General features: G+C 62.4%; 21 protein-coding genes and 1 other RNA gene. 2 read left to right on the top strand and 20 right to left on the bottom strand.

Translation table 11 applies throughout. The features are described from left to right. Positions 1–15 precede the first annotated feature (15 nt). The 4 genes from ftsA to aqpZ all read right to left on the bottom strand — a co-directional run bounded on the left by ftsA (position 16) and on the right by aqpZ (position 4,164). Complete coding sequence (ftsA, locus tag ACMUVN_RS02085) at positions 16–1,347, bottom strand: cell division protein FtsA (RefSeq protein ID WP_047610931.1); 1,332 nt, start codon at positions 1,345–1,347, stop codon at positions 16–18. After that, positions 1,344–2,276: a cell division protein FtsQ/DivIB gene (locus ACMUVN_RS02080; protein ID WP_063474594.1), complete on the bottom strand. Its 933-nt coding sequence runs from the start codon at positions 2,274–2,276 to the stop codon at positions 1,344–1,346. Before ACMUVN_RS02080 ends, ftsA begins: the two co-directional genes overlap by 4 nt. Then, positions 2,264–3,190 (bottom strand): D-alanine--D-alanine ligase, encoded by a 927-nt coding sequence (locus ACMUVN_RS02075; RefSeq protein ID WP_047610935.1) that lies wholly within the window; start codon positions 3,188–3,190, stop codon positions 2,264–2,266. The genes ACMUVN_RS02080 and ACMUVN_RS02075 overlap by 13 nt, the downstream gene beginning before the upstream one ends. 272 nt (positions 3,191–3,462) lie before the next feature. After that, on the bottom strand, positions 3,463–4,164 hold the full coding sequence (aqpZ, locus tag ACMUVN_RS02070) for an aquaporin Z (protein ID WP_280178063.1): 702 nt from the start codon (positions 4,162–4,164) through the stop codon (positions 3,463–3,465). A 210-nt stretch (positions 4,165–4,374) separates the two neighbouring features. Between aqpZ and ACMUVN_RS02065 the strand changes: the two genes are divergently transcribed. After that, positions 4,375–5,688 (top strand): MFS transporter, encoded by a 1,314-nt coding sequence (locus ACMUVN_RS02065; RefSeq protein WP_414814855.1) that lies wholly within the window; start codon positions 4,375–4,377, stop codon positions 5,686–5,688. A gap of 114 nt (positions 5,689–5,802) precedes the next feature. Continuing rightward, complete coding sequence (locus ACMUVN_RS02060; RefSeq protein WP_097542150.1) at positions 5,803–6,732, top strand: UDP-glucose 4-epimerase family protein; 930 nt, start codon at positions 5,803–5,805, stop codon at positions 6,730–6,732. Between the two features lie 3 nt (positions 6,733–6,735). Here the strand turns inward: ACMUVN_RS02060 and murB are convergent, their stop codons facing one another. The 16 genes from murB to ACMUVN_RS01980 form a co-directional block, all read right to left on the bottom strand. Next, complete coding sequence (gene murB, locus ACMUVN_RS02055; protein ID WP_063474590.1) at positions 6,736–7,710, bottom strand: UDP-N-acetylmuramate dehydrogenase; 975 nt, start codon at positions 7,708–7,710, stop codon at positions 6,736–6,738. Beyond that, on the bottom strand, positions 7,707–9,122 hold the full coding sequence (gene murC / locus ACMUVN_RS02050) for a UDP-N-acetylmuramate--L-alanine ligase (protein WP_063474589.1): 1,416 nt from the start codon (positions 9,120–9,122) through the stop codon (positions 7,707–7,709). Before murC ends, murB begins: the two co-directional genes overlap by 4 nt. After that, complete coding sequence (gene murG / locus ACMUVN_RS02045; RefSeq protein ID WP_047610941.1) at positions 9,119–10,243, bottom strand: undecaprenyldiphospho-muramoylpentapeptide beta-N-acetylglucosaminyltransferase; 1,125 nt, start codon at positions 10,241–10,243, stop codon at positions 9,119–9,121. The genes murC and murG overlap by 4 nt, the downstream gene beginning before the upstream one ends. Before the next feature lie 6 nt (positions 10,244–10,249). Then, on the bottom strand, positions 10,250–11,404 hold the full coding sequence (gene ftsW, locus ACMUVN_RS02040; RefSeq protein ID WP_047610942.1) for a putative lipid II flippase FtsW: 1,155 nt from the start codon (positions 11,402–11,404) through the stop codon (positions 10,250–10,252). Position 11,405: 1 nt separating this feature from the next. Continuing rightward, positions 11,406–12,818: a UDP-N-acetylmuramoyl-L-alanine--D-glutamate ligase gene (gene murD, locus ACMUVN_RS02035; protein ID WP_063474588.1), complete on the bottom strand. Its 1,413-nt coding sequence runs from the start codon at positions 12,816–12,818 to the stop codon at positions 11,406–11,408. 7 nt (positions 12,819–12,825) lie between these two features. Continuing rightward, positions 12,826–13,926, bottom strand: coding sequence for a phospho-N-acetylmuramoyl-pentapeptide-transferase (gene mraY / locus ACMUVN_RS02030; protein ID WP_003541415.1), 1,101 nt, complete (start codon positions 13,924–13,926; stop codon positions 12,826–12,828). Positions 13,927–13,948: 22 nt separating this feature from the next. After that, the gene (locus ACMUVN_RS02025) at positions 13,949–15,382 is read right to left on the bottom strand and encodes a UDP-N-acetylmuramoylalanyl-D-glutamyl-2,6-diaminopimelate--D-alanyl-D-alanine ligase (protein WP_063474587.1); all 1,434 of its coding nucleotides are present in this window, start codon (positions 15,380–15,382) and stop codon (positions 13,949–13,951) included. Beyond that, complete coding sequence (locus ACMUVN_RS02020; protein WP_254958730.1) at positions 15,379–16,899, bottom strand: UDP-N-acetylmuramoyl-L-alanyl-D-glutamate--2,6-diaminopimelate ligase; 1,521 nt, start codon at positions 16,897–16,899, stop codon at positions 15,379–15,381. Before ACMUVN_RS02020 ends, ACMUVN_RS02025 begins: the two co-directional genes overlap by 4 nt. Before the next feature lie 6 nt (positions 16,900–16,905). Further along, on the bottom strand, positions 16,906–18,666 hold the full coding sequence (locus tag ACMUVN_RS02015; RefSeq protein WP_047610954.1) for a peptidoglycan D,D-transpeptidase FtsI family protein: 1,761 nt from the start codon (positions 18,664–18,666) through the stop codon (positions 16,906–16,908). Beyond that, on the bottom strand, positions 18,666–19,184 hold the full coding sequence (locus tag ACMUVN_RS02010; RefSeq protein ID WP_063474585.1) for a hypothetical protein: 519 nt from the start codon (positions 19,182–19,184) through the stop codon (positions 18,666–18,668). The genes ACMUVN_RS02015 and ACMUVN_RS02010 overlap by 1 nt, the downstream gene beginning before the upstream one ends. A 1-nt stretch (position 19,185) precedes the next feature. After that, positions 19,186–20,211: a 16S rRNA (cytosine(1402)-N(4))-methyltransferase RsmH gene (gene rsmH, locus ACMUVN_RS02005; RefSeq protein ID WP_097542144.1), complete on the bottom strand. Its 1,026-nt coding sequence runs from the start codon at positions 20,209–20,211 to the stop codon at positions 19,186–19,188. Positions 20,212–20,228: 17 nt separating this feature from the next. Continuing rightward, entirely contained in the window at positions 20,229–20,666 is a 438-nt protein-coding gene (gene mraZ / locus ACMUVN_RS02000) for a division/cell wall cluster transcriptional repressor MraZ (protein ID WP_024320776.1), read from the bottom strand. 427 nt (positions 20,667–21,093) lie between these two features. After that, positions 21,094–21,491: RNase P RNA component class A (rnpB, locus tag ACMUVN_RS01995), an RNA gene on the bottom strand. A gap of 53 nt (positions 21,492–21,544) precedes the next feature. Next, complete coding sequence (locus tag ACMUVN_RS01990) at positions 21,545–22,720, bottom strand: NAD(P)/FAD-dependent oxidoreductase (RefSeq protein WP_414814854.1); 1,176 nt, start codon at positions 22,718–22,720, stop codon at positions 21,545–21,547. A gap of 9 nt (positions 22,721–22,729) precedes the next feature. Continuing rightward, positions 22,730–23,917 carry an NAD(P)/FAD-dependent oxidoreductase gene (locus ACMUVN_RS01985; protein WP_414814853.1) on the bottom strand — a complete coding sequence of 396 codons (1,188 nt, stop codon included), beginning with the start codon at positions 23,915–23,917 and terminating at the stop codon, positions 22,730–22,732. 99 nt (positions 23,918–24,016) lie between these two features. Beyond that, positions 24,017–24,544 carry a lytic transglycosylase domain-containing protein gene (locus ACMUVN_RS01980; protein WP_029868443.1) on the bottom strand — a complete coding sequence of 176 codons (528 nt, stop codon included), beginning with the start codon at positions 24,542–24,544 and terminating at the stop codon, positions 24,017–24,019. Positions 24,545–24,643 lie beyond the last annotated feature (99 nt).

The raw sequence follows: 24,643 nt of genomic DNA, 5'->3' as shown, positions 1-24,643 counted from the left end.
GCCAATTACTCAATTTCAGAAGCTTTCCTTCAGCCACTGGCCCATGCGGGCTATCCGGCTGTTATTTCCCCCAAGCGACATGAGCAGACCGCTCTGTGACGCATGTGTCTCCATGTCCGCGACCTGCGGATAGATCATCAGGCCGACGGCCGTCGAAAAGGCCGGGCCCTTGGCCGCCGTCGGCAGCCCCGAGACGCCCATCGGGCGGCCGATGCGGACGTTGCGGGCAAGGATGCGCCGCGCCACATCGGCAAGACCGGTCAGCTGGCTCGCCCCGCCCGTCAGCACGACGCGTTTGCCAACGATCGGACTGAAGCCGGAGCGCTGGATACGGTCGCGAATCAGTTCCATCGTCTCCTCGATTCGGGCCGATACGATGCGCGAAACCAGCGCCCGCGGCACCTGCGACGGCTGGTCGCGATCGTCCTCGCCGATCGGCGGGATCGAGATCAGCTCTCGCTCGTCGGAAGAATTCGAAAGGGCCGTGGCATGCACGACCTTCAGCCGCTCGGCATCCTCGATGCGGGTCGAAAGGCCGCGCGCGAGATCCGTGGTCACGTGATGGCCGCCAAGGCCAACGGCATCCGTATGAACGAGCTTGCCTTCGGCAAAAACCGAGATCGTCGTCGTGCCGCCGCCCATGTCGATCGCCGCGCAGCCGAGCTCGACCTCGTCGTCGACGAGAGCCGCAAGGCCGGATGCATAGGGCGTCGCAACGATGCCCTCGACCGACAGATGCGCGCGGTTGACGCTGAGTTCGAGGTTCTTCAGCGCCGAGCGCTCCGCCGTGACGACATGCATGTCGACACCGAGCGCGTCGCCGTACATCGCCAGCGGATCGCGGATGCCGCGCTCGCCGTCGAGCGAGAAGCCGGTCGCCAGCGAATGCAGCACCGAACGGTCCTGACGCAGCGACTGCTGGCAGGCGGCCGACAGCACCTTCTTCAGATCGTTGAGTTCGACTTCCTGACCGCCGAGATCGATGGTCGCGGTGTAGATATCGCTGCCGAGGCGGCCGGCCGTCAGATTGACGATCAGGCTCTCGACGGTCAGCCCCGCCATGCGCTCGGCCGCGTCGACGGCAAGACGGATGACGCCTTCCAGCGCGTCGAGATCGGCGATGACGCCGGTCTTGATGCCGCGGGAACGCTGATGACCGATGCCGATGATCTCGATATTATGGGTGCGGCCCGGCAGGATCTGGCTTTCCTCGCGCGGCGTCAGCCGGCCGATCATGCAGACGACCTTGGTCGAGCCGATGTCGAGCACCGAAACGATATGCGACCGCTTCGACGAAAGCGGCTTCAGGCGCGGCAATCCGAAATGGGACGAACCGAACAAGCTCATATATTCTGCCCCGCCTTCTTCAATTCTTTCGTACGCTCCGTCACAACCGCCTGCCGGCGAACCGCCGCTTCCGGCGTCAGCTGGATCGCGGTTCTGTCAGGCAATCTCAGATCGACCGCAGCGATGTCCCGCTCGAGCAGCTGATGCTCCTTGTCGAACGTCGAAAGCGTCGCCAGTGCCTGGTCGATACCGTCTTCCGGCAGCTTGACGACGACGCCGTTGTCCATATGCAGGTCCCAGCGACGGCCGGATATCCAGACGTAGGCCTTCACGCGGGCCTTCACGTCGGGCCATTTCGAGAAGGCGTCGTCGAGTGATGCCGCCGCCGTTTCCGCATCGCGGCCGACGACCAGCGGTAGCGCCGAAAACTTGTTGTCGCGCAGCGGCGCAATGACGCTGCCGTTCTTCTCGATCAGGGAAAGCTCCTGCCCGTGCTGCCAGATCGCATAGGCCTGGCGCTCCTTGAGCTTCACTTCGATCGTTTTCGGATAGATCTTGCGAACCTCGACATTTTCGACCCAGGGAAGATGGGCGATCTTCCGGCGGGCGGCATCGACGTCGAGAGCGACCAGCGAGGTCGTGCCGTCGAGGCCGATCAGCTGCAGGATCTCGATTTCGGACGTCTCCGAATTGCCGGAGACCTTCACGTCCTCGATCGCAAAGCCTGCCGCCGTCGTTGTCGCCTGGGCGACGGCTTCGGTGTGGCCGCCGAGCGACATGCCGTAAAGCCCTGTCGCAGCCAGGAAAGCCAGCGCCGAGACCGTGCCGGTATGGGCTGGAATGTAGATGCGGCCGCTGCAGAGGCTGATCAGGAAGCGCGTGACCCGGCGCAGCGGGCGCGGCAGCACGAACCGCTCTTCGGCTTCCATCATCGGAAGCACGGCATGATGGCTGGGACGCCCTAACCTCTTGACCGTCAACGCAAACAAGACGCGTCCTCCACCATCCACCGGAGAAACTGACCAAAGGAATAGCCGGCATGACCGGCCATTTCGGGCACGAGCGAAGTTGGAGTCATGCCTGGCTGGGTATTGACCTCCAGCCAGATAATTTCGCCGTCTTCGGAGAAACGATCGTCGTAACGAAAGTCGGACCGACTGACGCCGCGACAACCGATTGCCTGATGCGCCCTTAGGGCCAATGTTTGTATTTTTTGGTAAATATTCGGTGAAATTTTCGCAGGGATGACGTGTTTTGAACCGCCCGCCGCGTACTTGGAGTCGTAATCATAAAAATTGTGTCCCTGCGGCACCACTTCCGTGACACCGAGCGGCGTTTCGCCCATGACACCACAGGTGAGCTCGCGGCCGTAGACATAGCGCTCGACGAGTACTTCCTCGCCGTAACGCCACTCGGGGGAGCTGACGACCTGCGGCGGATGCGCTTGGTCTTCGGTGACGATGACGACGCCGAAGCTCGAGCCCTCGCGGACCGGCTTCACCACATAGGGCGGCTTCATCGGGTGCGTCGCGGGGAAGGCGAAACGATTGACCACCTGCGATTCGGCGACCGGAATGCCGGCGGCGGCTGCAACAAGCTTCGCCTTGTCCTTGTCCATCGCCAGCGCCGAGGCAAGCACGCCGGAATGCGTATAGGGAATTTCCAGATATTCGAGGATGCCCTGGATGGTGCCGTCCTCGCCGAACGGGCCATGAAGCGCATTGAAGACGACATCGGGCTTCAGCGCGGCGAGTTTCTCGGAAACATCGCGCGCGACGTCGATCGTCGTCACGTCGAAGCCTTCAGCTTCGAGGGCTTCTGCGCAAGCCTTTCCCGAGGAAAGGCTGACCGGCCTTTCCGAGGAAAATCCGCCCATCAGGACAGCGACATGCTTGCGACTCATCAACACCCCCAAAAATAACTTCCATTCTCGAAAGCGACGCTTGCGCGAAGCTGTCTGCTCCGTTTCAGGCCTTTGTCCGACCTGCACGCACTAGAGCATCATTATGGTTAATGAAGTGTTTACTTTCGTTAACTCCGTCTTGCTGCGCCCTTCATTTTTTAACTTTCACCTCTTCGGAAATGTCGAGCGAGGATGCCCGCCGATCCGCGGAAAGAGAAAAGCCCGCGCGGAAAAACCACGCGGGCTCAATGGGATAGTTCGATATCTTGCAGTCAGTCGGCGTCGTCGAGGAATTTCCACACCAGTCCGCCGAGCGCACCACCCGCAAGCGGCGCAATCCAGAACAGCCAGAGCTGTTGCAGCGCCCAGCCGCCGACGAAAAGCGCCTGGCCGGTGGAACGTGCCGGATTGACCGAGGTGTTCGTCACCGGGATGGAAATGAGATGGATCAGCGTCAGCCCGAGGCCGATCGCAATTGGCGCGAAGCCGGCAGGCACCCGGCTGCTGGTCGATCCCAGGATGATGATCAGGAAGAACATGGTCAGCAGCACTTCGATCAGCAGCGCCGAAAGCATTGAATAGCCGCCCGGAGAATGATCGCCATAACCGTTGGCGGCAAAACCGCCGAGCTCGAAACCCGCCTTGCCGCTGGCGATAAGATAGAGCACTGCGGCCGCGGCGACGGCGCCGACAACCTGGACGACGATATAGGGAACCAGGCGCGCGGCGGGAAACCGGCCGGCGACCGTCAGACCGAGGGAAACGGCGGGATTGAAGTGACCGCCCGAAATGCCGCCCACGGCATAGGCCATGGTGAGCACGGTCAGGCCGAACGCAAAGGCCACGCCGACAAAACCGATCCCCAGTTCGGGAAAGGCCGCTGCCAGCACGGCGCTGCCGCATCCGCCGAAGACCAGCCAGAATGTGCCAAGAAACTCGGCAACAAGACTCTTTTGCATGCGCGCCTCCTCCATTTCAACCAAAGGGTTAATAATGCTTCAGCCACAATTTGATTCCGGTCAAGCGCGCCGGCATGCGCGCAGCAAGCTTCACGCAAGGAGCGAGAAACCGCAGGTTCGAGACGCGATGCTTGCGACGCGAGGAGACGTTTTCTTAGATCTGAAATTGCGTTAAGACCCGCCGGCCTCCCAAGGCGTTCCATAGACACACCGATTGGAATGAAAATGACAGACGCGATCTCCGCATCGCCGACACCTGCCTCGAACAGCGCGCAAGTCAATTCTCCGGCTCGCGTTCTCATCGCCAGCCTTGTCGGCACCACCATCGAATTCTTCGACTTCTACGTCTACGCGACGGCAGCCGTCCTCGTCTTCCCGCATCTCTTCTTCCCGGCAAGCGATTCGAACGCCGCAACGCTGCAGTCGCTGGTCACCTTCTCGATAGCCTTCTTCGCCCGCCCCATCGGTGCCGTGGTCTTCGGCCATTTCGGCGACCGCATCGGCCGCAAAGCAACGCTCGTCGCCGCGCTGATGACGATGGGGCTTTCGACCGTCCTGATCGGCATGCTGCCGGGCTATGATTCGATCGGCATCGCAGCACCCTTGCTGCTGGCACTTTGCCGCTTCGGCCAGGGGCTTGGCCTCGGCGGCGAATGGGGCGGCGCCGTTCTGCTCGCCACCGAAAACGCTCCTCCCGGCAAGCGCAGCTGGTACGCCATGTTCCCGCAACTCGGCGCGCCGATCGGCTTTATTCTTTCCTCCGGATTTTTCCTCATCCTGGCGGAAACGATGAGCAACGAGGATTTCCTCGACTACGGATGGCGCATTCCCTTCATCGCCAGCCTCGCCCTTGTCGCTGTCGGCCTCTATGTCCGCCTGAAGATCGCCGAAACGCCGGAGTTCCGCAAAGCCGTCGAAAAGCACGAGCGCGTCGCCGTGCCGATCGAGGTGGTCTTCCGCGGCCATCTGCGCAGCCTGATCCTCGGTACCTTCATCGCCGTGGCGACCTTCGTGCTGTTCTACCTGATGACGGTCTTCACGCTCTCCTGGGGCACGACACCTTTGGAAAAGGGCGGGCTCGGTTATACCAGAGAGCAGTTCCTGGTCGTCCAGCTTGTCGGCGTCGTCTTCTTTGGCCTGACGATCCCGCTTTCCGGCTGGCTTTCAGACCTCTATTCGCGCCGCATCATTCTGTCGCTGACGACGATTGCCATCGCAATCTTCGGCTTCTTCTACGCGACGCTGCTGACCAGCGGTCTGACCGGCGCCTTCCTGTGCTCGATCATCGGCCTCGCTTTGATGGGCTTCACCTATGGTCCGATCGGCGCGGCTCTTGCAGCGCCCTTCCCGACCATGGTGCGCTACACCGGCGCCTCGATGACCTTCAACCTCGGTGGCATCTTCGGCGCCTCGCTCGCCCCCTATATCGCCACCTGGCTCGCCACCCACTACAGCCTGAACTATGTCGGTTACTACCTTGCCGCCTCGGGTGTGATCTCGCTGGTCTGCATCCTGCTGTCGGGCCGCGAAGAAGTCTGAGCCTCGGATAACCAATCAACGAAAAGCCGCGACGGCCACCGTCGCGGCTTTTTTATTGATACCGTGGGCACTTCAGGCTAACCGGAGCAGTCACGGCAAAACGGGGAACAGATGATGCGATGCCTCATTACCGGCGCGGCCGGCTTTGTCGGTGGCCCCCTCGTCGAAAGGCTGCATAAAGAGCGGATATGGGAGCTTGCGGTAACCACCCGCTCGGCCGCCGCCAGCTTCCCGGCGGATGTGCGGCATTTTCCCATCGAGATAACCAGCGAAACCGACTGGACGGCAGCGCTTGACGGTGTCGATGTCATTGTCCATCTCGCTGCCCGCGTTCACATCATGGATGACCGCGCGGCCGATCCTCTGACGGAATTCCGCCAAATCAACACTGCCGCCACGCTGAATCTCGCCGAGCAAGCCGCCCGCGCGGGCGTAAAAAGGCTCGTCTTCATCAGCAGCATCAAGGTCAATGGTGAAGAGAACGACCGGCCTTTCCGGCACGACGACACGCCGATGCCGGTTGATCCCTATGGTATTTCGAAGCTGGAATGCGAAATCGGGCTGCATGAAATCTCCGCCCGAACAGGCATCGAAATCGTCGTCATTCGACCGCCGCTCGTCTATGGGCCCGGTGCCAGGGGCAACTTCGCCCTGCTCGTCGGACTTGTCCGGAAGAAGATACCGCTCCCCTTCGCCTCGCTGAAGAACCGCCGGACATTGGTCGCGCTTCCCAATCTCGTCGATCTGATCGTCACGGGCATGACGCATCCGGACGCTGCCGGCCAGACCTTTCTTGCAGGCGATGGGGAAGATCTGTCGACCCCGGGGCTTATCGAAGGAATTGCCGCAGGCTTGGGCGTCAAGCCGATGCTGCTTCCCTTCCCTCCCGCCTTGTTGCAGATGGGGGCGAGAGTGACGGGAAAGAGCGCCGTCTACCAGCGTCTTTGCGGCTCCCTGCAGGTCGACATATCCCATGCCCGCGACGTGCTCGGCTGGTCGCCCGTCGTCACGCCGCGCGAGGGCCTGAAGCTTGCGGTGAATTAACCGTTATTCGCTCGTGACACCCTGGAATGGGCGCACTTCCCGGCCGGGCATGAAGACGCCGAAGCGTTTGATTTCCCACTCGAGCTTGATGCCCTCTTTCTCGAAGACTTCGCGGCGCACCTGTTCGCCGAGATATTCGAGATCGTAGCCGGTCGCCTGCCCCATATTGATCATGAAGTTGCAGTGAAGCGACGACATCTGCGCTCCGCCGATGACGAGGCCGCGGCAGCCTGCCTCGTCGATCAGCTTCCAGGCCGAATGGCCAGGCGGGTTCTTGAAGGTCGAGCCGCCGGTCTTTTCGCGCACCGGCTGCACCGTCTCGCGGTGATTGCGCACAGCATCCATCTCGGCACGAATCTGCGCCCGCTCTTCCGGATAGCCCTCGAACAGCACGGAGGTGAAGATCAACTCGCTGGATGCGGTCGAATGGCGATAGGAATAGCCCATCTCGGCATTGCTGAGCACATGCTTGTTGCCTTTGCGATCCAATGCATGGACCTCGATCAGCCGCTCGCGCGTTTCCACGCCGTTGGCGCCGGCATTCATTCGCGCCGCGCCGCCGATGCTGCCCGGAATGCCGTAGAAGAAATGGAAGCCGCCGATACCGTTATCCATCGCCATCGCCGCCACATGTTTATCAGGGCAGATGGCGCCGGCCAGGATGCGGTTTTCGCCGGCAAGCTCGACGAAGCCGAACCCCTTGGCGGACAGGCGCAGCACGACGCCGGGAATGCCGCCGTCGCGAACCAGGATGTTGGAGCCGACGCCGACCACGGTCAGCGGCACCTCTTCCGGCAATATTTTCAGGAAGGCGATGAGATCGTCGATGTCATGCGGCTGGAACATCAATTCGGCCAGGCCGCCGGCCCTGAACCAGGTGACGCGGTCCATGGGGGCATCCGGCGTGATACGGCCGCGGATATCCTTTACACCGTCTCCGAGAGACGCGAGAAGCTTTTCCCCATTCACCTGTTTCATACGGACTTTCCCGAAAGGCCTTCCAGTTGTTTGGGCAGCGCCGCTGCCCAGGATGTGATGCTCCCAGCCCCCAACAGAACCACGAAATCGCCAGGCTTTGCAACCTCCGAGACCATCTGAGGCAGAAGTTCCGCCGAGGTGAGAAAGCGGGCGTCGCGATGGCCGCCCGATTTTATGCGCGAAACCAGCGACACGGAATCGATACCCTCGATCGGATCCTCGCCCGCTGCGTAAACAGGCGCGAGGAAGATGCTGTCGGCATCGTTGAAGCAGGCGGCGAATTCCTCGAAGAGGCTGGCAAGACGGCTATAACGGTGCGGCTGGTGAACCGCGATGATGCGCCCCTTGCAGGCTTCGCGGGCAGCGCGCAGCACCGCCTTGATCTCGACGGGATGGTGGCCGTAATCGTCGAAGATCTGCACTCCGTTCCATTCGCCGGTCAGCGTGAAGCGCCGCTTGACGCCGCCGAAGGAAGCAAGCCCCTTGGCGATATCGGCGCTCGATATGCCGAGCCGGTTGGCAACGGCAATCGCCGCCGTGGCGTTGGAAATATTATGCCGGCCGGGCATCGGCATGACCAGCCCCTTGAGCTCGATCACCTGGCCGGTGCGGCGGCGGCGGATTTCGACGTCGAAGATCGAGCGCGTGCCGTCGATGCGCACATTCGTGAAGCGCACGTCGGCCTGCGGATTCTCGCCATAGGTGATGATCTTGCGGTCCTCGATGCGGCCGACCAGCGACTGCACCTCCGGATGGTCGAGGCACATGACGCCGAAACCGTAGAACGGCACATTCTCCACGAACTGCCGGAAGGCGGCGCGCACCGCATCGAAATTGCCGTAATGGTCGAGATGTTCCGGGTCGATATTGGTGATGACGGCGACATCGGCCGGAAGCTTCAGGAAGGTGCCGTCCGATTCATCGGCCTCGACCACCATCCACTCGCCCTCGCCCATGCGGGCATTGGTGCCGTAGGCGTTGATAATGCCGCCATTGATGACGGTCGGGTCGAGCCCGCCGGCTTCGAGCAGCGTCGCGACCAGCGAGGTGGTCGTCGTCTTGCCATGCGTTCCGCCGATGGCGATCGCATTGCGGAAGCGCATGAGCTCTGCCAGCATTTCGGCGCGGCGCACCACCGGCAGCAGCTTTTCGCGCGCGGCGATGAGCTCCGGATTGCTCTTCTTGATCGCCGTCGAGACGACGACGACTTCGGCGTCACCCAGGTTTTCCGCCCGATGGCCGACGGACACCTCGATGCCCTTCTCGCGCAGGCGCTGGACATTGGCGCTGTCGGCCTGGTCCGATCCCTGCACCTTGTGGCCGAGATTGTGCAGCACCTCGGCAATGCCGCTCATGCCGATGCCGCCAATGCCGATGAAATGGACGAGACCGATCGCCTTTGGCAGTTTCATGCGCGTGTCCTCTTGAATTCCGCAATTGTCCGTCCGGCGGCAATAGCCTCAACCATGTCGGCAAGCAAGTTCGCGGCATCGGGTTTGCCGGCGAGTTTCGCCGCCGCTGCCATGTGCGAAAGCTTTTCCGGATCGTTCATGACAGCCGTCAGGATCGCCGCGATTTTCTCCGGCGATAGTTCCGACTGGGCAATCACCTTCGCCCCGCCGGTCGCAGCGAGTGCTGCGGCATTGGCCGCCTGATCGTGATCGAGAGCATGCGGGTAAGGCACGAGCACCGCCGGCCGGCCGATGACCGAGATTTCCGAAACCGTCGAGGCGCCCGAACGGCAGATGACGAGATGCGCTTTCGCCAGCCGTTCCGCCATGTCGGTGAAGAAGGGAGCGATATCGGCCCCCATCTCCAGCTTGGCGACGCAGCCGCTGACCATTTCCATATCTTCGGGACGCACCTGCTGGGTGATACGCAGCCGCACGCGAAGCGCATCGTCGAGCAGGCTGATCGCCGTCGGCAGCGCCTTGGAGAAATATTGCGCGCCCTGGCTGCCGCCGAAGACGACGAGGTTGAAGGCCTCACCGGGATGCGATGGCGTGTAAGGTACCTCGGCCGCGGCGATGATCGCCGGGCGGACCGGATTGCCCGTCGTCACCGTCTTGTCCGGGAAAGCGGCGCCGCCTTCGGGCAGAAAGCCGCCGGCGATGGCCTGCACGCGGGTTGCTAAGGCCTTGTTGGCGCGGCCCATCACGGCGTTCTGCTCGTGGATCATCGAGGGCACGCCGAGCCGGGTGGCGGCAAGCAGCGGCGGCACGGTGGGATAACCGCCGAAACCGACGACGATCACAGGCCGCAGCCGCTGGATCAGCTTCTTCGCCGCGCGCATGCCGCTCCACAGCGTCCACAGCGAACGGGCGACGGCAACCGGGTTCTTCGAGCCGATCGTCGCCGACGGCACGACATGGATTTCCTCGGCCGGGAACTTGCCGGCGTAACGCTCGGCCCGGCTATCCGTGACGAGATGCACCGAATAGCCGCGCTCCTTCAGCTTGAAGGCCAGCGCCTCAGCCGGGAATACATGGCCGCCGGTTCCCCCGGCGGCAAGCAGCACGATGCCTTTGCTCATAGTCCTCTACTCCGCCGGCATGCCGTGCGGGACGCGGAAGAGGCTCCGGTCCTGCGCACGCTTTTCCGGTCGATGGCGCGTCAGCGCCAGAATGAAGCCGGCAGTGACGCAGATCGCCACCATGGACGAGCCGCCGTAGGAAATCAGCGGCAGCGTCATGCCCTTGGCCGGCAGCAGTTCGAGATTGACGCCGATATTGATGATCGACTGGATGCCCATCTGCAGCACCAGGCCGGCGACGGCGAAACGGTTGAAATCGTTCCGCTCCCGATAGGCATGCGAGAGGCCGCGCAAGACCAGCACCGTAAACAGCGCAACGAGCGCCATGCAGAAGACGATGCCGAACTCCTCGGCCGCGACCGAGAAGATGAAGTCGGTATGGGCATCCGGGATGATGCGCTTGACGATACCTTCGCCCGGTCCCTGGCCGAACCAGCTGCCGCGGATGATCGCTTCGCGGGCGGTATCGATCTGGAACGTGTCCCCCTCGCCGGTCATGAACTTGTCTATTCGGCCGGCGACGTGCGGGAAGACGTAATAGGCGCTGAGCAGGCCGCCGGCGCCCCCGATGCCGAGCAGCATGATCCAGATCCACGGCATGCCGGCCATGAAGAACATCCCGCCCCAGACGGCCGTCGTCAGGATGGTCTGGCCGAGGTCGGGTTGCGCGATGAGAAGGGCGGCGACGATGCCGAACAGGATGATGGCGAAGAGATTGCCGGGGATTTCCGGTTGGCGCGCATGTTCGGCAAACAGCCAGGCGCAGACGACGACGAAGGCCGGCTTCATGAATTCCGACGGCTGGATGGAAAGGCCAGCGATCCAGATCCAGCGCCTGCCGCCCTTGACCTCCTGGCCGACGAACAGCACCAGCACCATCATGGCGATCGAGATGATCAGGATCAGGATCGCGGTTCGCCGCACTTGGCGTGGCGTCAGGAACGACAGCCCGAGCATGACGGCGATCGAGGGGATCATGAAGGCTGCGTGGCGCTTGACGAAATGGAAGGGTTCGAGCCCGATGCGCTCGGCAACCGCTGGAGAAGCCGCGAACGACAGCATGAAACCGATGCCCATCAGGAAGATGAACATCGCCAGGAAGAAGCGGTCGATGGTCCAGAACCAATCGGCCAGAGGCCCACGCTCCGCACGGCTTACCATGTCATTTCTCTCCTGTTGCCGGACCGATCAGCATCGCAATCCCGTCAAGCGCTGCCACGTGGCCGACGAAGGCATCGCCCCTGACTTCGAAATTCTTATACTGATCGAAGCTTGCGCAAGCCGGGGATAACATCACGGCCGAAGCACCGCTTTCGTCGCGCTCGGCATCGGCTGCAGCGTGCGCGACGGCGCGCTCCAGCGTACCCGAGATCTCGTAAGGCACGGCCTCGCCGAGCGTCGCAGCGAATTCCGCCGCCGCCTCACCGATCAGATAGGCCTTGGCGATGCGTGGAAAATAGGGAGCAAGCGTCGTAATGCCACCTGCCTTCGGCAGACCGCCGGCTATCCAGTAGATGCGATCGTAGCTCGAGAGCGCGGGTGCGGCGGCATCGGCATTGGTGGCTTTGGAATCGTTGACGAAAACGACGCGGCCACGCTGGCCGACCGGCTGCATGCGGTGTTTCAGTCCCGGAAACGAGGTGAGCCCGGCGCGGATGTCGGCGGCGGAAACTCCCACGGCAAGGCAGGCGGCGACGGCGGCGGCGGCATTCTGCGCATTATGGCTGCCGCGCAGCGTCTGGATGCCGTCGAGATCGGCGAAAGGCAGCATGGCGCCGCCGGCGGCCTGGATGAGCCTCGTGCCCTCGGCATAAATGCCGTCAGCCACCACGTTCCGGCGCGAAATGCGGACCACCTTGACACCCGCCCGCTCGACGCGGTCGGCGATCAAGACAGAATGGCTGTCGTCGGCACCGACGATCGCGACATCGCTGCCGGCGACCAGTCGTTCCTTGATATCGGCATAATGCTGCATCGTGCCGTGACGGTCGAGATGATCGGGCGTCAGGTTGAGCAGGATTCCGGCCGAAGGGTTCAGCGTCGGCGCCAGATCGATCTGGTAGGAGGAGCATTCGACGACGTAGTAACGCCCGGTCTTCGGCGGATCGAGCGTCAGCACGGCCGTGCCGATATTACCGCCGAGCTGCGTGTCGTAGCCTGATGATTTCAGGATATGGGCGATCAGCGCCGTGGTGGTCGACTTGCCGTTGGTGCCTGTTATGGCGATGAAGGGGCAATCCGGCGCATGGGCGCGGCGCTCGCGCACGAAGAGCTCGACGTCGCCGACGATATCGACGCCCGCCGCGCGCGCAAGATCGACGGTCCAATGCGGCTTCGGATGGGTGAGCGGCACGCCGGGCGACAGCACGAACAGCGCCTGCTGGCTCCAATCGATGGTGTGCAGGTCTTCCGTCCGGATGCCTTCGGCCGCGGCCTTGGCGACGCTGTCGGGATTGTCGTCCCAGGCGGTCACATCGGCGCCGCCTGATATCAGCGCCCGGGCGGTGGCAAAGCCGGAGCCGCCGAGCCCGAAGAGCGCGACCTTCCTGTCCTTGAGCGTCGTGACCGGGATCATCGCCGCCTCACCGCAGCTTCAGCGTCGAGAGGCCGAGCATGGCAAGGCCGACGGCGACGATCCAGAAGCGGATCACCACCTGGCTTTCGGTCCAGCCCTTCTTCTCGAAGTGATGATGGATCGGCGCCATCAGGAAGACGCGCCGGCCGGTCATCTTGAAGAAGCCGACCTGGATGATGACCGAAAGCGTTTCGATGACGAAGAGGCCGCCGATGATCGCCATGACGATCTCGTGTTTGGTGGCGACGGCGACGGTGCCGATCGTGCCGCCGAGCGCCAGCGACCCGGTGTCACCCATGAAGATGGCGGCCGGCGGCGCATTGAACCAGAGAAAGCCGAGGCCGGCGCCGATGACGGCGCCAAGCACGACGGCAAGCTCGCCGGTGCCGGGCACGAAATTGATCTGCAGGTAGTTGGCAAACACCACGTTGCCGGCGAGATAGGCGATGACGCCGAAGGAGGCGGCGGCGATCATGACAGGCACGATGGCAAGCCCGTCGAGGCCGTCCGTCAGGTTGACGGCATTGCCGGCGCCGACGATGACGAAACCGCCGAAGACGACGAACATGATGCCGATATTGATCATGAAGTCCTTGAAGAAGGGAAACGCGATCGAGGAGCCGAAGGTCGAACCGGCAATTCCCGAGGCAAGAGCGGTGCGCATCATGAAATAGACGGCGATGCCGGCAATGACGAATTCGATGCCGAGACGCGCCTTGCCGGAAAAGCCCATATGGCTCTGCTTCGTGACCTTCAGATAATCGTCGTAGAAGCCGATCGCACCGAAGCCCAGCGTCACCAGCAAGGTGGCGACGACGTAGACGTTGGAAAGATCGGCCCAGAGCAGCGACGCGCCGACGATGCCGGCGAGGATCATCAGCCCGCCCATGGTCGGCGTGCCGGCCTTCTTGAAATGCGTCTGCGGCCCGTCGGCGCGGATCGGCTGGCCCTTGCCCTGCCGGATGCGCAGCGAGTTGATGATCGTCGGTCCGAACAGGAAGACGATCAGCGCTGAGGTGAAGAGAGCGGCCCCTGTGCGGAAGGTAATATATCTGAACAAGTTCAGAAATTTGAAATATTCCGACAGTTCGACAAGCCAGATCAGCATTCAGGGCCCCTTGTTTACCCGATCAAAGTTCGCGTTGCGTGTCGGCAAATGACGGGAACTTGTCAAGGAGCGCGGCGACGATCTTGCCGAAACCGATGCCCAGAGACGATTTCACCATCAACACGTCGCCTGGCGCGACCGAGTTCAATACATAATCCGTCAATTCGCTCGTGTTCTCGCGATATTCGACATGGACGCTCTCCGGCAGCGATTCCTTGAGCGCAGCCATCTCGGCTCCAGCGAGCCAGACATATTCGATGCCGGCAGCAAGCAGCGGCACGGCGAGGTCGGTATGGACCTTCTGCGCATAGTCGCCCATCTCCAGCATGTCGCCGAGCACGGCGATACGGCGTCCGCGGCCGGTCGGCTCGGAGGCAGCCAAGAGTGCGATCGCCGCACGCATCGAGGCCGGATTGGCATTGTAGCTCTCGTCGATCAGCGTGAAGCTGCCGCCGCCGATCGAAAGCCGGTGGCGCTTGCCCCTGCCCTTTTCCGGCTTCAGCGTCGCAAGCGCTTCGATCGCCTTCTCCATGTCGGCGCCGACGATCCTGACGACCCCGAGGGCTGCCAGCGCATTCTCGGCGATATGGCGGCCGGGCGCGCCGATCGCGACCTCCAGCGTCTCGCCGCCGATCGTCAGCCACAGCGTCGAATTCTCGTCGGAGCCATTGAACTCTGCGAGCCGGAATTCGGCCTTGGCATGCTGGCCAAACGAATGGATATGCTCGATGCCGAGCGACTGCGCCGTGCGGTCGAGGAAATTGAACTGGTCGTTGTCGCGGTTGAGCACAACATGGCCGCCGGGTTCAAGTCCCTCAAAGATCTCGGCCTTGGCGGCGGCGATTTCCTTGATGTTCTTGAAATTGCCGAGATGCGCCGGCGCGATCGTCGTGATGATGGCGACATCGGGACGGATCATCGCCACCAGCGGCCGGATCTCGCCGGGATGGTTCATTCCGACTTCGAAGACGCCGTAATCCGTATCCGCAGGCATGCGCGCCAGCGTCAGCGGCACGCCCCAATGATTGTTGAAGGAGGCGACGGAAGCATGCACCTTGCCGGAAGGCGACAGCACATGCCGCAGCATTTCCTTGGTGGTCGTCTTGCCCACAGATCCCGTCACCGCGATGATCCGGGCCTTCGAGCGCTCGCGCGAGGCAAGGCCGAGACGGCCGAGTGCCGCAAGCACATCTTCCACGACGATCATCGGCACCGTCAGCCGACCCATGGCCGGAAGCCTCGCCTCGCTGACGACAAGAAGGGAGGCACCGTTCGCCATCGCCATCGACGCGTAATCGTGACCGTCGACACGATCACCCTTGATCGCGAAGAAAGCCTCTCCTGGAGTAATCGAGCGGCTGTCGATGGAAATGCCGGTGATGCCTTCGGGCAGAGTGCCGAAGGGGCGCCCCGCCATCGCTGCGATCATGTCTTCGGTCGTCCAGAGCCAGCTCAAGATTTCAGTTCCTCCAAGGCCTTGCGCACCTCCGCATGATCGGAAAACGGCAAGGTGACGCCGCCGATCGTCTGCCCCTCCTCATGCCCTTTGCCGGCGACGATCAGCGTATCGCCGGATCTCAGCATGCCCACAGCCTCGCGGATCGCCGTGGCGCGATCGGCGATTTCCGAGGCGCAGCCTGCTGCCGCCATGATCTCCGCCCGGATCGAAGCCGGTTCCTCCGAACGCGGATTATCGTCGGTGACGATGACGACGTCGGCAAGCCGGCAGGCGATTTCGCCCATGATCGGCCGCTTGCCGCGGTCACGGTCGCCGCCGCAGCCGAAGACGACGACGACGCGGCCGGTGGTGAAGGGTCGCACCGAGCCCAGCACGTTTTCCAGAGCATCCGGCTTGTGGGCATAGTCGACATAGGCGAGAGCGCCGTCTTTCGTATGACCGACGAGTTCGAGACGGCCGGACGCGCCGACGAGCTTCTCCAGCGCCGCCATCGCAACCTTCGCGGCCACGCCGGTCGACATGGCAAGCCCTGCCGCAACAAGCGCGTTGGCGACCTGGAAATCGCCGGCCAGCGGAATGTCCACCTCGAAGATCTCGCTGCCGATATGGATCTCGGCCGTCTGCTTGTGGCGGAAGTGCTCGACGCGCTTCAAGGAAAGATAATTGCCCTTTCGCCCGACGGTACGAACGTCGTGACCGGCATCGGTCGCCGCCTTGATCGCCTGCGCCGACCATGGATCGTCGGCGAAGATCACCGCCGGCGACCCCTTCGGCAACAGCGTATCGAAAAGCCGCATCTTGGCGGCCATATAGGCTTCGACGGTCGGATGATAATCCATGTGGTCGCGGCCGAGATTGGTGAAGGCGGCGGCGGCAAGCTTGACGCCGTCGAGCCGGCACTGGTCGAGGCCGTGGCTGGAAGCTTCCATGGCGGCATGCGTCACGCCTTCTTCGGCGAGTTCCGCCAGCAGCTCGTGCAGCGACACCGGATCGGGCGTCGTCAGCGAGCCATATTCGTTGCGCGTCGGCGAGACGACCCCCGTCGTACCGATCATCGCGGCCGCATGGCCCGCATGCGCCCAGATCTGCCTGACGAAGGAGGCAACGGAAGTCTTGCCCGCCGTGCCGGTGACGGCGACCATGGTATCGGGCTGCCTGCCGTGGAAACGCGAGGCGGCGATGGAAAGGAAGCGGCGCGGTTCCTTGACCGCAAGCACCGGGATGGAAGCATCGATAGCTTGAGAGGCGATCGCGACAACAGCGCCGCGGCCGGCGGCATCCGCGATGAAACCCACGCCGTCCGCCTTGGTGCCGGCGACTGCGACGAAGGCATTGCCCGGCGTCACCTTGCGGCTATCCGAAGACAGGCCTGAGATATCAATCAAGCCTGCCGGGCCTTCGAGCTGTGCTTCAAGTTCCGGAAACTGATCTCCGGCCAGGTCTCGCAATTTCATCGAATGCACTTTTCTCTCTTGAAGCCGGTTCACCCCTCGCGAATCGGCGTCGATATTCATTCACACTCAATAAGACACCAGCAAGGCCGAACCGCCCTCCCCGAATTTCGGCTCGATGCCGAGAATGGGGGCTGCGCGGCTGATGATCTCACGAGCGATCGGGCCGGCAGTACCGGCAGAGATCGTTCCGCCATATTGCTTCTCACCGGTCTTCGGCTCGTCGCAGAAGGTGATCACGGCGTATCTGGGATCATTGATCGGGAATGCGGCAATGAAGGAATTGAAATTCAGCGTCGCCGAATAACGCCCGTTCACCACCTTGTCGGCGGTACCGGTCTTGCTGCCGACGGCAAAGCCCGGCACGCGAGCGACACGTCCGGATCCCTTGTATCCGTTGAAGTCGAGGAGATAGCGGATGTTGTCGCTGGTCGACTTCTTGATCACCTGCGTGGCGATCTGATCGGCCTGTTCGCGCGTGCGCGGCAGGAACGTCGGCTCGATCAGCTTGCCGCCATTGACGAGGGCGGCGGCGGCGACCCCTGTCTGCAGGGCTGTCGTCGAGACGCCGTGGCCAAAGGAAATCGTGATCGAATTGATCTTCTTCCAGACACGCGGCTGGCTCGGCATCTTCACTTCGGGCAACTCGGTCTGCATCTTCGTCAACAGGCCGAACTTGGTCAGGTAGTCCTTCTGCGCGTCGATGCCGACGATGTCGATGACGCGCGCCGTGCCGATATTCGAAGAATACTGGAAAATCTCGGGAACGGTCAGCCAGCGGCGCTGCCCGTGAAAATCATGGATGGTGAAACCGCCGATATAGATCGATTTGCTGGCGTCGAAACTGTCGGTCATCTTGACCTTGCCGGTGTCGAGCGCCATGGCCAGCGAAAAGGTCTTGAACGTCGAGCCCATTTCGAAGGTGCCGTTGGTCATCCGGTTGAGCCAACCTTCCTTGGCGCCTTCCTGCGGATCGTTCGGATCGAAATCCGGCGCCGACGCCATCGCCAGCACTTCTCCCGTATGCACGTCGATGACTGCGGCTCCCGCCCCCTTGGACTGGAAGTTGTTGACGGCGTTGACGACCGCGTCGCGGACGATGTTCTGCACGCGCAGGTCGATCGAAAGCCGCACCGGCTCGAGCGGCTGGTCGCTGGTCATGCCGACCGAGGCGAGATCGGCAAGCCCCTGGTCGTCGATATATTTCTCCATGCCGGCGACGCCGCGGTTGTCGATGTTGACGTAGCCGAGGATATGCGCGGCGGTCGAGCCGCCCGGATAGAAACGGCGCTTCTCCGGCCGGAAGCCGATGCCGGGAATGCCGAGCGCCAGGATCTGGCTCTGCTGCTTCGGCGTCAGCTGCCGGCGCAGCCAGGCAAAATGCGAGGTCTTGACCGAGAGCTTCTTATAGGTGTCCCTGACGTCGAGTTCGGGCAGCACCGTTGCAAGCTTCTCGACCGCCTCATCGGCATCGACGATCTTGTTGGGCTCGGCAAACAGCGAGACGGTGCGGATGTCGGTCGCCAGCACCTCGCCGTTGCGGTCGAGAATATCGGGGCGCGAGGCCATCAGCCGGTCGGGCGGCAGGATGCTGGACACGACCTCCTGATCCTTCATCGCATATTCGACGAGACGTCCGCCGATAATGACGTAGACACCCATGAAGCCCAGGATCAGCAGGCCGACGCGGCTTTTCGCCTGTCCTGATTTCTTCTTGCGCGACCCCTCGATCGCCAGGCCGGCGGGCGAAGGACCGCCGAACCGGTTATAGACGCCGGCGGAGAAATGCGCCTGGCTCTTCAAAACCATGATGCGGGAAAGAAACGACATTATTCCACCGACCCCGTTTCGATCTCGTCTGCGCCTGCGTCGTCCTCCGCCCCGCCATCAGGCGCCACTGCGCCGTGCGGCTCCGCCGCGCCACGCGGCGCAGGCTGGGGAATGGGCTGTATCTTGGAGGTACCAGTCGCGCCTTTGGCGCTGGCCACGGTCGCGCCCTTGGCGCCCGCTCCGGCCGCGCCGTTGGCTTTGGCCTCCGTCACGTCGGGCACGGGAACCTCGGATTTCAGCATCGGCAATTCCTTGGCATGCACCAGCGCCGTCGACGCCGTCGGCTGCAGCTGCAATTCGTCATTATAGGCCTTGACCAGCCGCTCCAGCCGGTTCGGCTGCGATTGCAGCGCCCAGTCGGCCTTGAGGAGGTCGATCGTATCCTTCTCGAGTTTGATCTCGGCTTCGAGGCGATGAACCTCCTCGAGCTTCAATTCGGCGCGATGTTTGATCGTGTAGGTCACGGCCGCGGTGGCCGTCATGACGCCGATGAGCACGAGATCAAAGGTTTTCAGCATATCAACCACCAAGCTTTCCGAGGCTGGCAAGATTGGGAAACCCGAAGAGCGACATATCCGCGGCTTCGGGTTCGGCGTCCGTCCTCAGGCCGGCGCGCAGCTTGGCGGAGCGGGCGCGCGGATTGATCTCCGCCTCCGCCTCGCTTGCCGAAACCATCGGCTTGCCGATGGCCGCAAATGTTGCCGCCCGTTCATGCGCGACCGGCAGATGCCGCGAACCCGACGCCTTGCCGGCGCGGTCGGAGAAGAATTTCTTGACGATGCGGTCTTCGAGCGAATGAAAGGTGACGACGACGAGCCGTCCGCCGGGTTTCAGCGCCGTCTCCGCCGCAAACAGCGCTTGCGCCAGCTCGCCAAGCTCGTCGTTGACGAAGATGCGCAGCGCCTGGAAGACGCGCGTTGCCGGATGGATCTTGTCCTTCATCTTGCGCGGCGTGACGAATTCGATGAGACCGGCGAGATCGCGTGTCGTCTCGAACGGCTTTTCGGCGCGGCGCTTCTCGATCGCATGGGCGATGCGCGGCGCCTGGCTTTCCTCGCCGAGAAAATGGAAGATGCGGATGAGATCGGCGACCTTGGCGCGGTTGACGACATCGGCGGCCGAAACGCCTGTCGCCGACATGCGCATGTCGAGCGGTCCGTTTTTCTGGAAGGAGAAGCCGCGTTCCGCCTCGTCGATCTGCATGGAGGAGACGCCGATATCGAGCACGACGCCGTCGAGCCCGCCTCGCGGCGCATGATCGGCAAGATGCGAGAACTGCGAATGAATAAGCTTGAGACGGCCGCCATGGGCCGCGACCATTGCTTGACCAGCCGCAATCGCCGTGGGGTCGCGGTCGAGCGCGATCACCTCGGCGCCGGCCGCCAGGATGGCCGAGCTGTAACCGCCCGCACCGAATGTACCGTCGAGGATGAGTTTGCCGGAAGCCGGCGCCAGCGCCGCAAGGACTTCTTCGAGAAGAACGGGAATGTGACGAACCGATCCGCCACCGGCATCAGTTGAACCTCCGCCAGGATTCGCCACCATTCCGTTTCCTCGTTCTTTCAGGAACGCTTGCCCGCCAGCTTGCGTTCCCCTCGTGCCTGCGCCTGCGCAGCCACAAAAGCCTGCGGCTGCCACAGCTGAAAATGATCCGCCCGACCGACGAAAGTCACTTCGTCCGAGATGCCGGTAAAGCCGCGAATGAAATCCGTGACCATCAGCCGCCCCTCGGCGTCGAGCTTCATGAAGACCCCGCCTCCATGAATGAGAAGCGACATCTCGTTCGCATCCGGCGAAAACGGATCCTCCGCAGCAATCTGCCGTTCGAATCTCTCGAGAAGATCCGGACCGCCGACGCTGATCGCCGGAAACACAAAATCCTGAAAGCAATAGAGCTCCTGGACATTGCGCTGCGCCAGCACGGAACGGAACGCCGACGGCACGGAAACCCGGCCCTTGGCATCGATCCTGTTGGTCGCGTTCGATAGGAAGCGGCTCATTACACGAAACATCCGTTCCCGCAGGGATCCGGACAAAAAGACGCCCGAAACTCCCAATATCAGACACAGCTTCGCAAGCCGGATGAGCAAAAACCCGTCCGACGCTTCCGGAGAGGAAGACGCCTTTGCTTTGCGATGAATGGGCAAATGATTGCCCTGGTGCAGTGCGCATTTGGGATAGCATGGGACCATATGGGCGTCAATGGGATGCGCCCGTTTTGCAATAGACGCATGATCAAAAATTTATAAGCCGTTAAGTTTAACAAAGGGTTAGGATCACCCTCCCGCAGGAGGCGCGCAACCACACTTTCGCAAAAAGAATTTCCACTCGCGGGGTTGCATGAGCATCCGCTTGAAATCATTCGATTTCAGAGGCTTATATGGAAGTGATGTCTGAAATCGTGGGTTTTCCGCGCCACAAAAGTTAATCGCCAGTTGGCCTGTAAGCCGGGTTCTGTATGGCTCCGGCGTGAACCGGAACGTGGCAGCCATTCCTCTGGGACAGCGCTCGCACGCTGCCTCGCGCAACCCACCCGGATGACTGGCCTGGAAACCGGCCGGAAGGCCTTTCGGCCCGCCGCGTCATCCCTATTCGGTCTTGCTCCCGGTGGGGTTTACCGTGCCATTTCCGTTGCCGGAGATGCGGTGGGCTCTTACCCCACCCTTTCACCCTTACCTGTCATGACAGGCGGTTTGCTTTCTGTGGCACTTTCCCTGAGGTCGCCCTCGCCGGACGTTATCCGGCACCGTGTTTCCGTGGAGCCCGGACTTTCCTCACCCTACCGCCTTTCGGCATTGGTAAAGCGCGGCTGCCCGGCCAACTGGCAGGGGTCCCATAAACGAGAGAGATGGCAATTGCTATCGAAATCAAAAATTATTTATCGAAATTGCGGTGTGAAATCCGTGGAGTAGCCTTGTTCGCTGATTCTGCCCGACAAAAGCAGCTCAGCCCCAAGCCGGCCGATTTCGTCGGAGCTCTTGGCCGACGTGCCGGCGCAGCCCGTCAACACCGCGATCTCAGGCGACGAGGTGTAGCCGATCATCGGATAGCCGCTTTCCGTCTGCGACACGACGCAGGCCGCCGTCGATATCGAAAGCGGCGCCAGATCAGGCACCAGACCGGCAACGATGCGTTGAAGATGCGCGCGCACGCTGTCGCGCCCTTCCGTCTTGAACCAGGCACGCATTTCCGTATCGTCGCTGAGTGTCACATCGTCAGGGTCGCCACCGATCTTCAGGTAATATTTGCCGTCGGGATAAAGGATCGGCGGCAGCAGGTAGATATGGATGTCGGGCGTATCGACAATGAGCGACGGCATGGCGGCTAGGCGCGCCGCCTCCGTCTCGCTCACCTCGAACAGCGTCACGGTCCGGGCGTAAACCGTCATGGCAACCGGCCGCGACAACAGATTCTCGGCAATGGAAAATCCGCCCGCCGCCAGCAGCACCTTTTCAGCACGATAGGTCAGGCCGCCTGATGTCTTGACGACGGCAAAGCCGCCCTCGCTGCGGATCGAGACGACGTGGTCGCGAATGATGGTGGCGCCCGCCTTTTCCGCCAGCAGCGACTGCGCCTTCACCAGCTTGCGCGGGCTGATATGGCCGGCCCCTCTCACCTCGAAGACACCGGCGCCATCATCAGGAAAGGCGAAGAAGGGAAAGGCAGCCTTCAGGCCCGGTCCATCGAGAAGGCGGGTCTCGACGCCGAGCGAGACGGCCGCCTGCCGGGTTCTCTCGAGATAATCGCTTGCCTTCGGCGCGACGACAACACAGCCTGCCTCGCGATAAAAGTCGACGCCACTGTCGCGGGCGATCTCGCCATAACGGCCGATCGAGCGGTTGGCGAGCAGCGCCCAATTGCGGTCGGGATCGATGGTGCGGGTGATGCGCCCCTCGTCGTAGTGGCTGGCGAAGACGCCCTGATGCGCCTTGCGATCACCAGGCTCGTCCGGGCCGATCACCGCGACGCCGTCCGCCTGCCGCGCCAGATGCCGCGCCGCCGCCGCCCCCATCAGCCCGCGGCCGACGACGATATATTTGAAATCGACTGCCATAATGTCCTCCTAGGCGAAAACGGGCGTCAGTTCGCGGCCGAAATCCTCATCCCCGAGCTGCCCTTCCGCCAGCAGCACCGCTCCGAGGCGCCCGAGTTCGTCGGAGGATTTGGCTGCAACGAAATTGCCGCCGGTCAGCACCGCAATACGCGGCGACTGCGTATATCCTACATAGGGATAACCGGTCGGCGTGAAATTCGCCGCGCAGGGCGCCGAGGTCACGCGGCAGCCGGCAAGCTCCGGCATCAACTGCAAGGCGACACGCGAGAGATGATCGCGCTCAGCGGCGCTGCCGTCGGAACGGAACCACGCGCCGGCATCCTCCAACCGCTCGAAAGAAAGCGCCTCGGTGTCGCCGCCGAGTTTCAGATAGGTTTTGCTATCGGGATAACGCACCGGCGGCAGGATATAGATGTGATCCTCTTCCCGGTCACCGAGCACGATCGTCGACGGCATGTCCGCGAAAACAGCCATCTCGCGTTCACCGATCTCGTAGAAGGCCACCGTGCGCGCCATGACCCTGGTATCGACCGGACGCGGCAGCAGGGCATGGAAATTGCTGAAACCGCCGGCGGCCACCAGCACGCGCTCGGCGCTGTAGCATCTGCCGCCGGCTGTCACCTCGACATGGGAACCGGCATCACGCACGGATGTCGCGATTGCCTCGATCAGCGAGACGCCGCCCTGCTCGGCAAGCGTAACCTGCGCCCGCACCAGCGCCCGTGGGTTGATGTAGCCGGCGCGTCTGCGCTCGAAATATCCTGTGAAATCAGGATCGATGGCAAGATAGGGAAAACGTTGGCGAAGTTCCGACGGCGCGATGGTCTCGATATCGCTGCCGAGCGTCCGGCTGACGGACAGCGCCCGGTTGATATAGTCCTGCTCATCCGTCGGGGTCGGGCCGGCAAAAAGGCAGCCGACCTCAGAATAGAAGGAAATGCCGCTCTTTGCCTCGATCTCGCGGTAGCGGTCGAGCGCGCGGGCGGCGAAGCTTCCCCAGGCCAGATTGCCATCGAAGGTGCGGGTGATGCGGGCTTCGTCGTAATGGCTGGCGAAGACGCCATGATGGGCCTTGCGCTCTTCCGGCTCGCGCGGGCCGATCAGCGCGATGCCGTCGGCCATTGAGGAGAGATGCCGTGCGGCGGCGGCACCCATCATGCCGCGTCCGATGATGATGAAGCTGAAATCGACTGCCATGTCCCACCTTGTTTTCAAGGCGGAATATCACGGCAAGTGCGCTCCATCATACGGCAAAATTGCCGCAAGGCAATTTTGCCGGGACGCGCCGAGCTATGCTCAGTCGAGCATCGCCAGGACCTTGCCGCAATAGGTCTTCGACACCGGGTTCATGCGCGTGGCGGCATGGCCGGCATTGTATTTCAGGATCGTGTTGCAGGTCTGCCCGCCGCCGAGCTGATGGGCGGCCGCCAGATATTTCATGCCGTATTTGATGTTGGTCTCGGGATCGAACAGGCCCTTCCTCGTGCCGGAATATCCCATCATCCGCGCCGTCGCCGGCTTGATCTGCATCAGGCCGACTTCGCCGGCACTGCCGCGGGCATTCGGATTGAAATTGCTCTCGACGCGTACGACAGCCTGGGCGAGTGCGACGGGCACGTCGTATTCGGCGGCATATTTATTGATCAGCGCGGCATAGGGAATGCTGGCGGAAAAGTCGGGCATGGCATAGCCACTCTGGCGGTCGACGGTCTTCAGCGGGATGGTTTGCGCCCTGACGCCCCAATCATCATTCGCCGAGGCAAAGTTATACCCCGCCAGCAGCATGCCGAAGCACGCCGCAGCGCCAACAATCAACTTCTTCATATAGTCTCTTCACTCCGACCCAAAGAATTGCAGGACTGCGCGCCTCGCCGTCATTCGGTCACACGCGAGCAAGGACTGATCGCGTTCCGTAGCAATTCT

The organism is Rhizobium sp. IY2, from assembly GCF_047532935.1.
In the GTDB taxonomy this organism is placed as follows: domain Bacteria; phylum Pseudomonadota; class Alphaproteobacteria; order Rhizobiales; family Rhizobiaceae; genus Rhizobium; species Rhizobium anhuiense.
The sequence above is the reverse complement of the archived record's forward strand: the minus strand, read 5'-3'. Positions and strand labels throughout refer to the sequence as shown.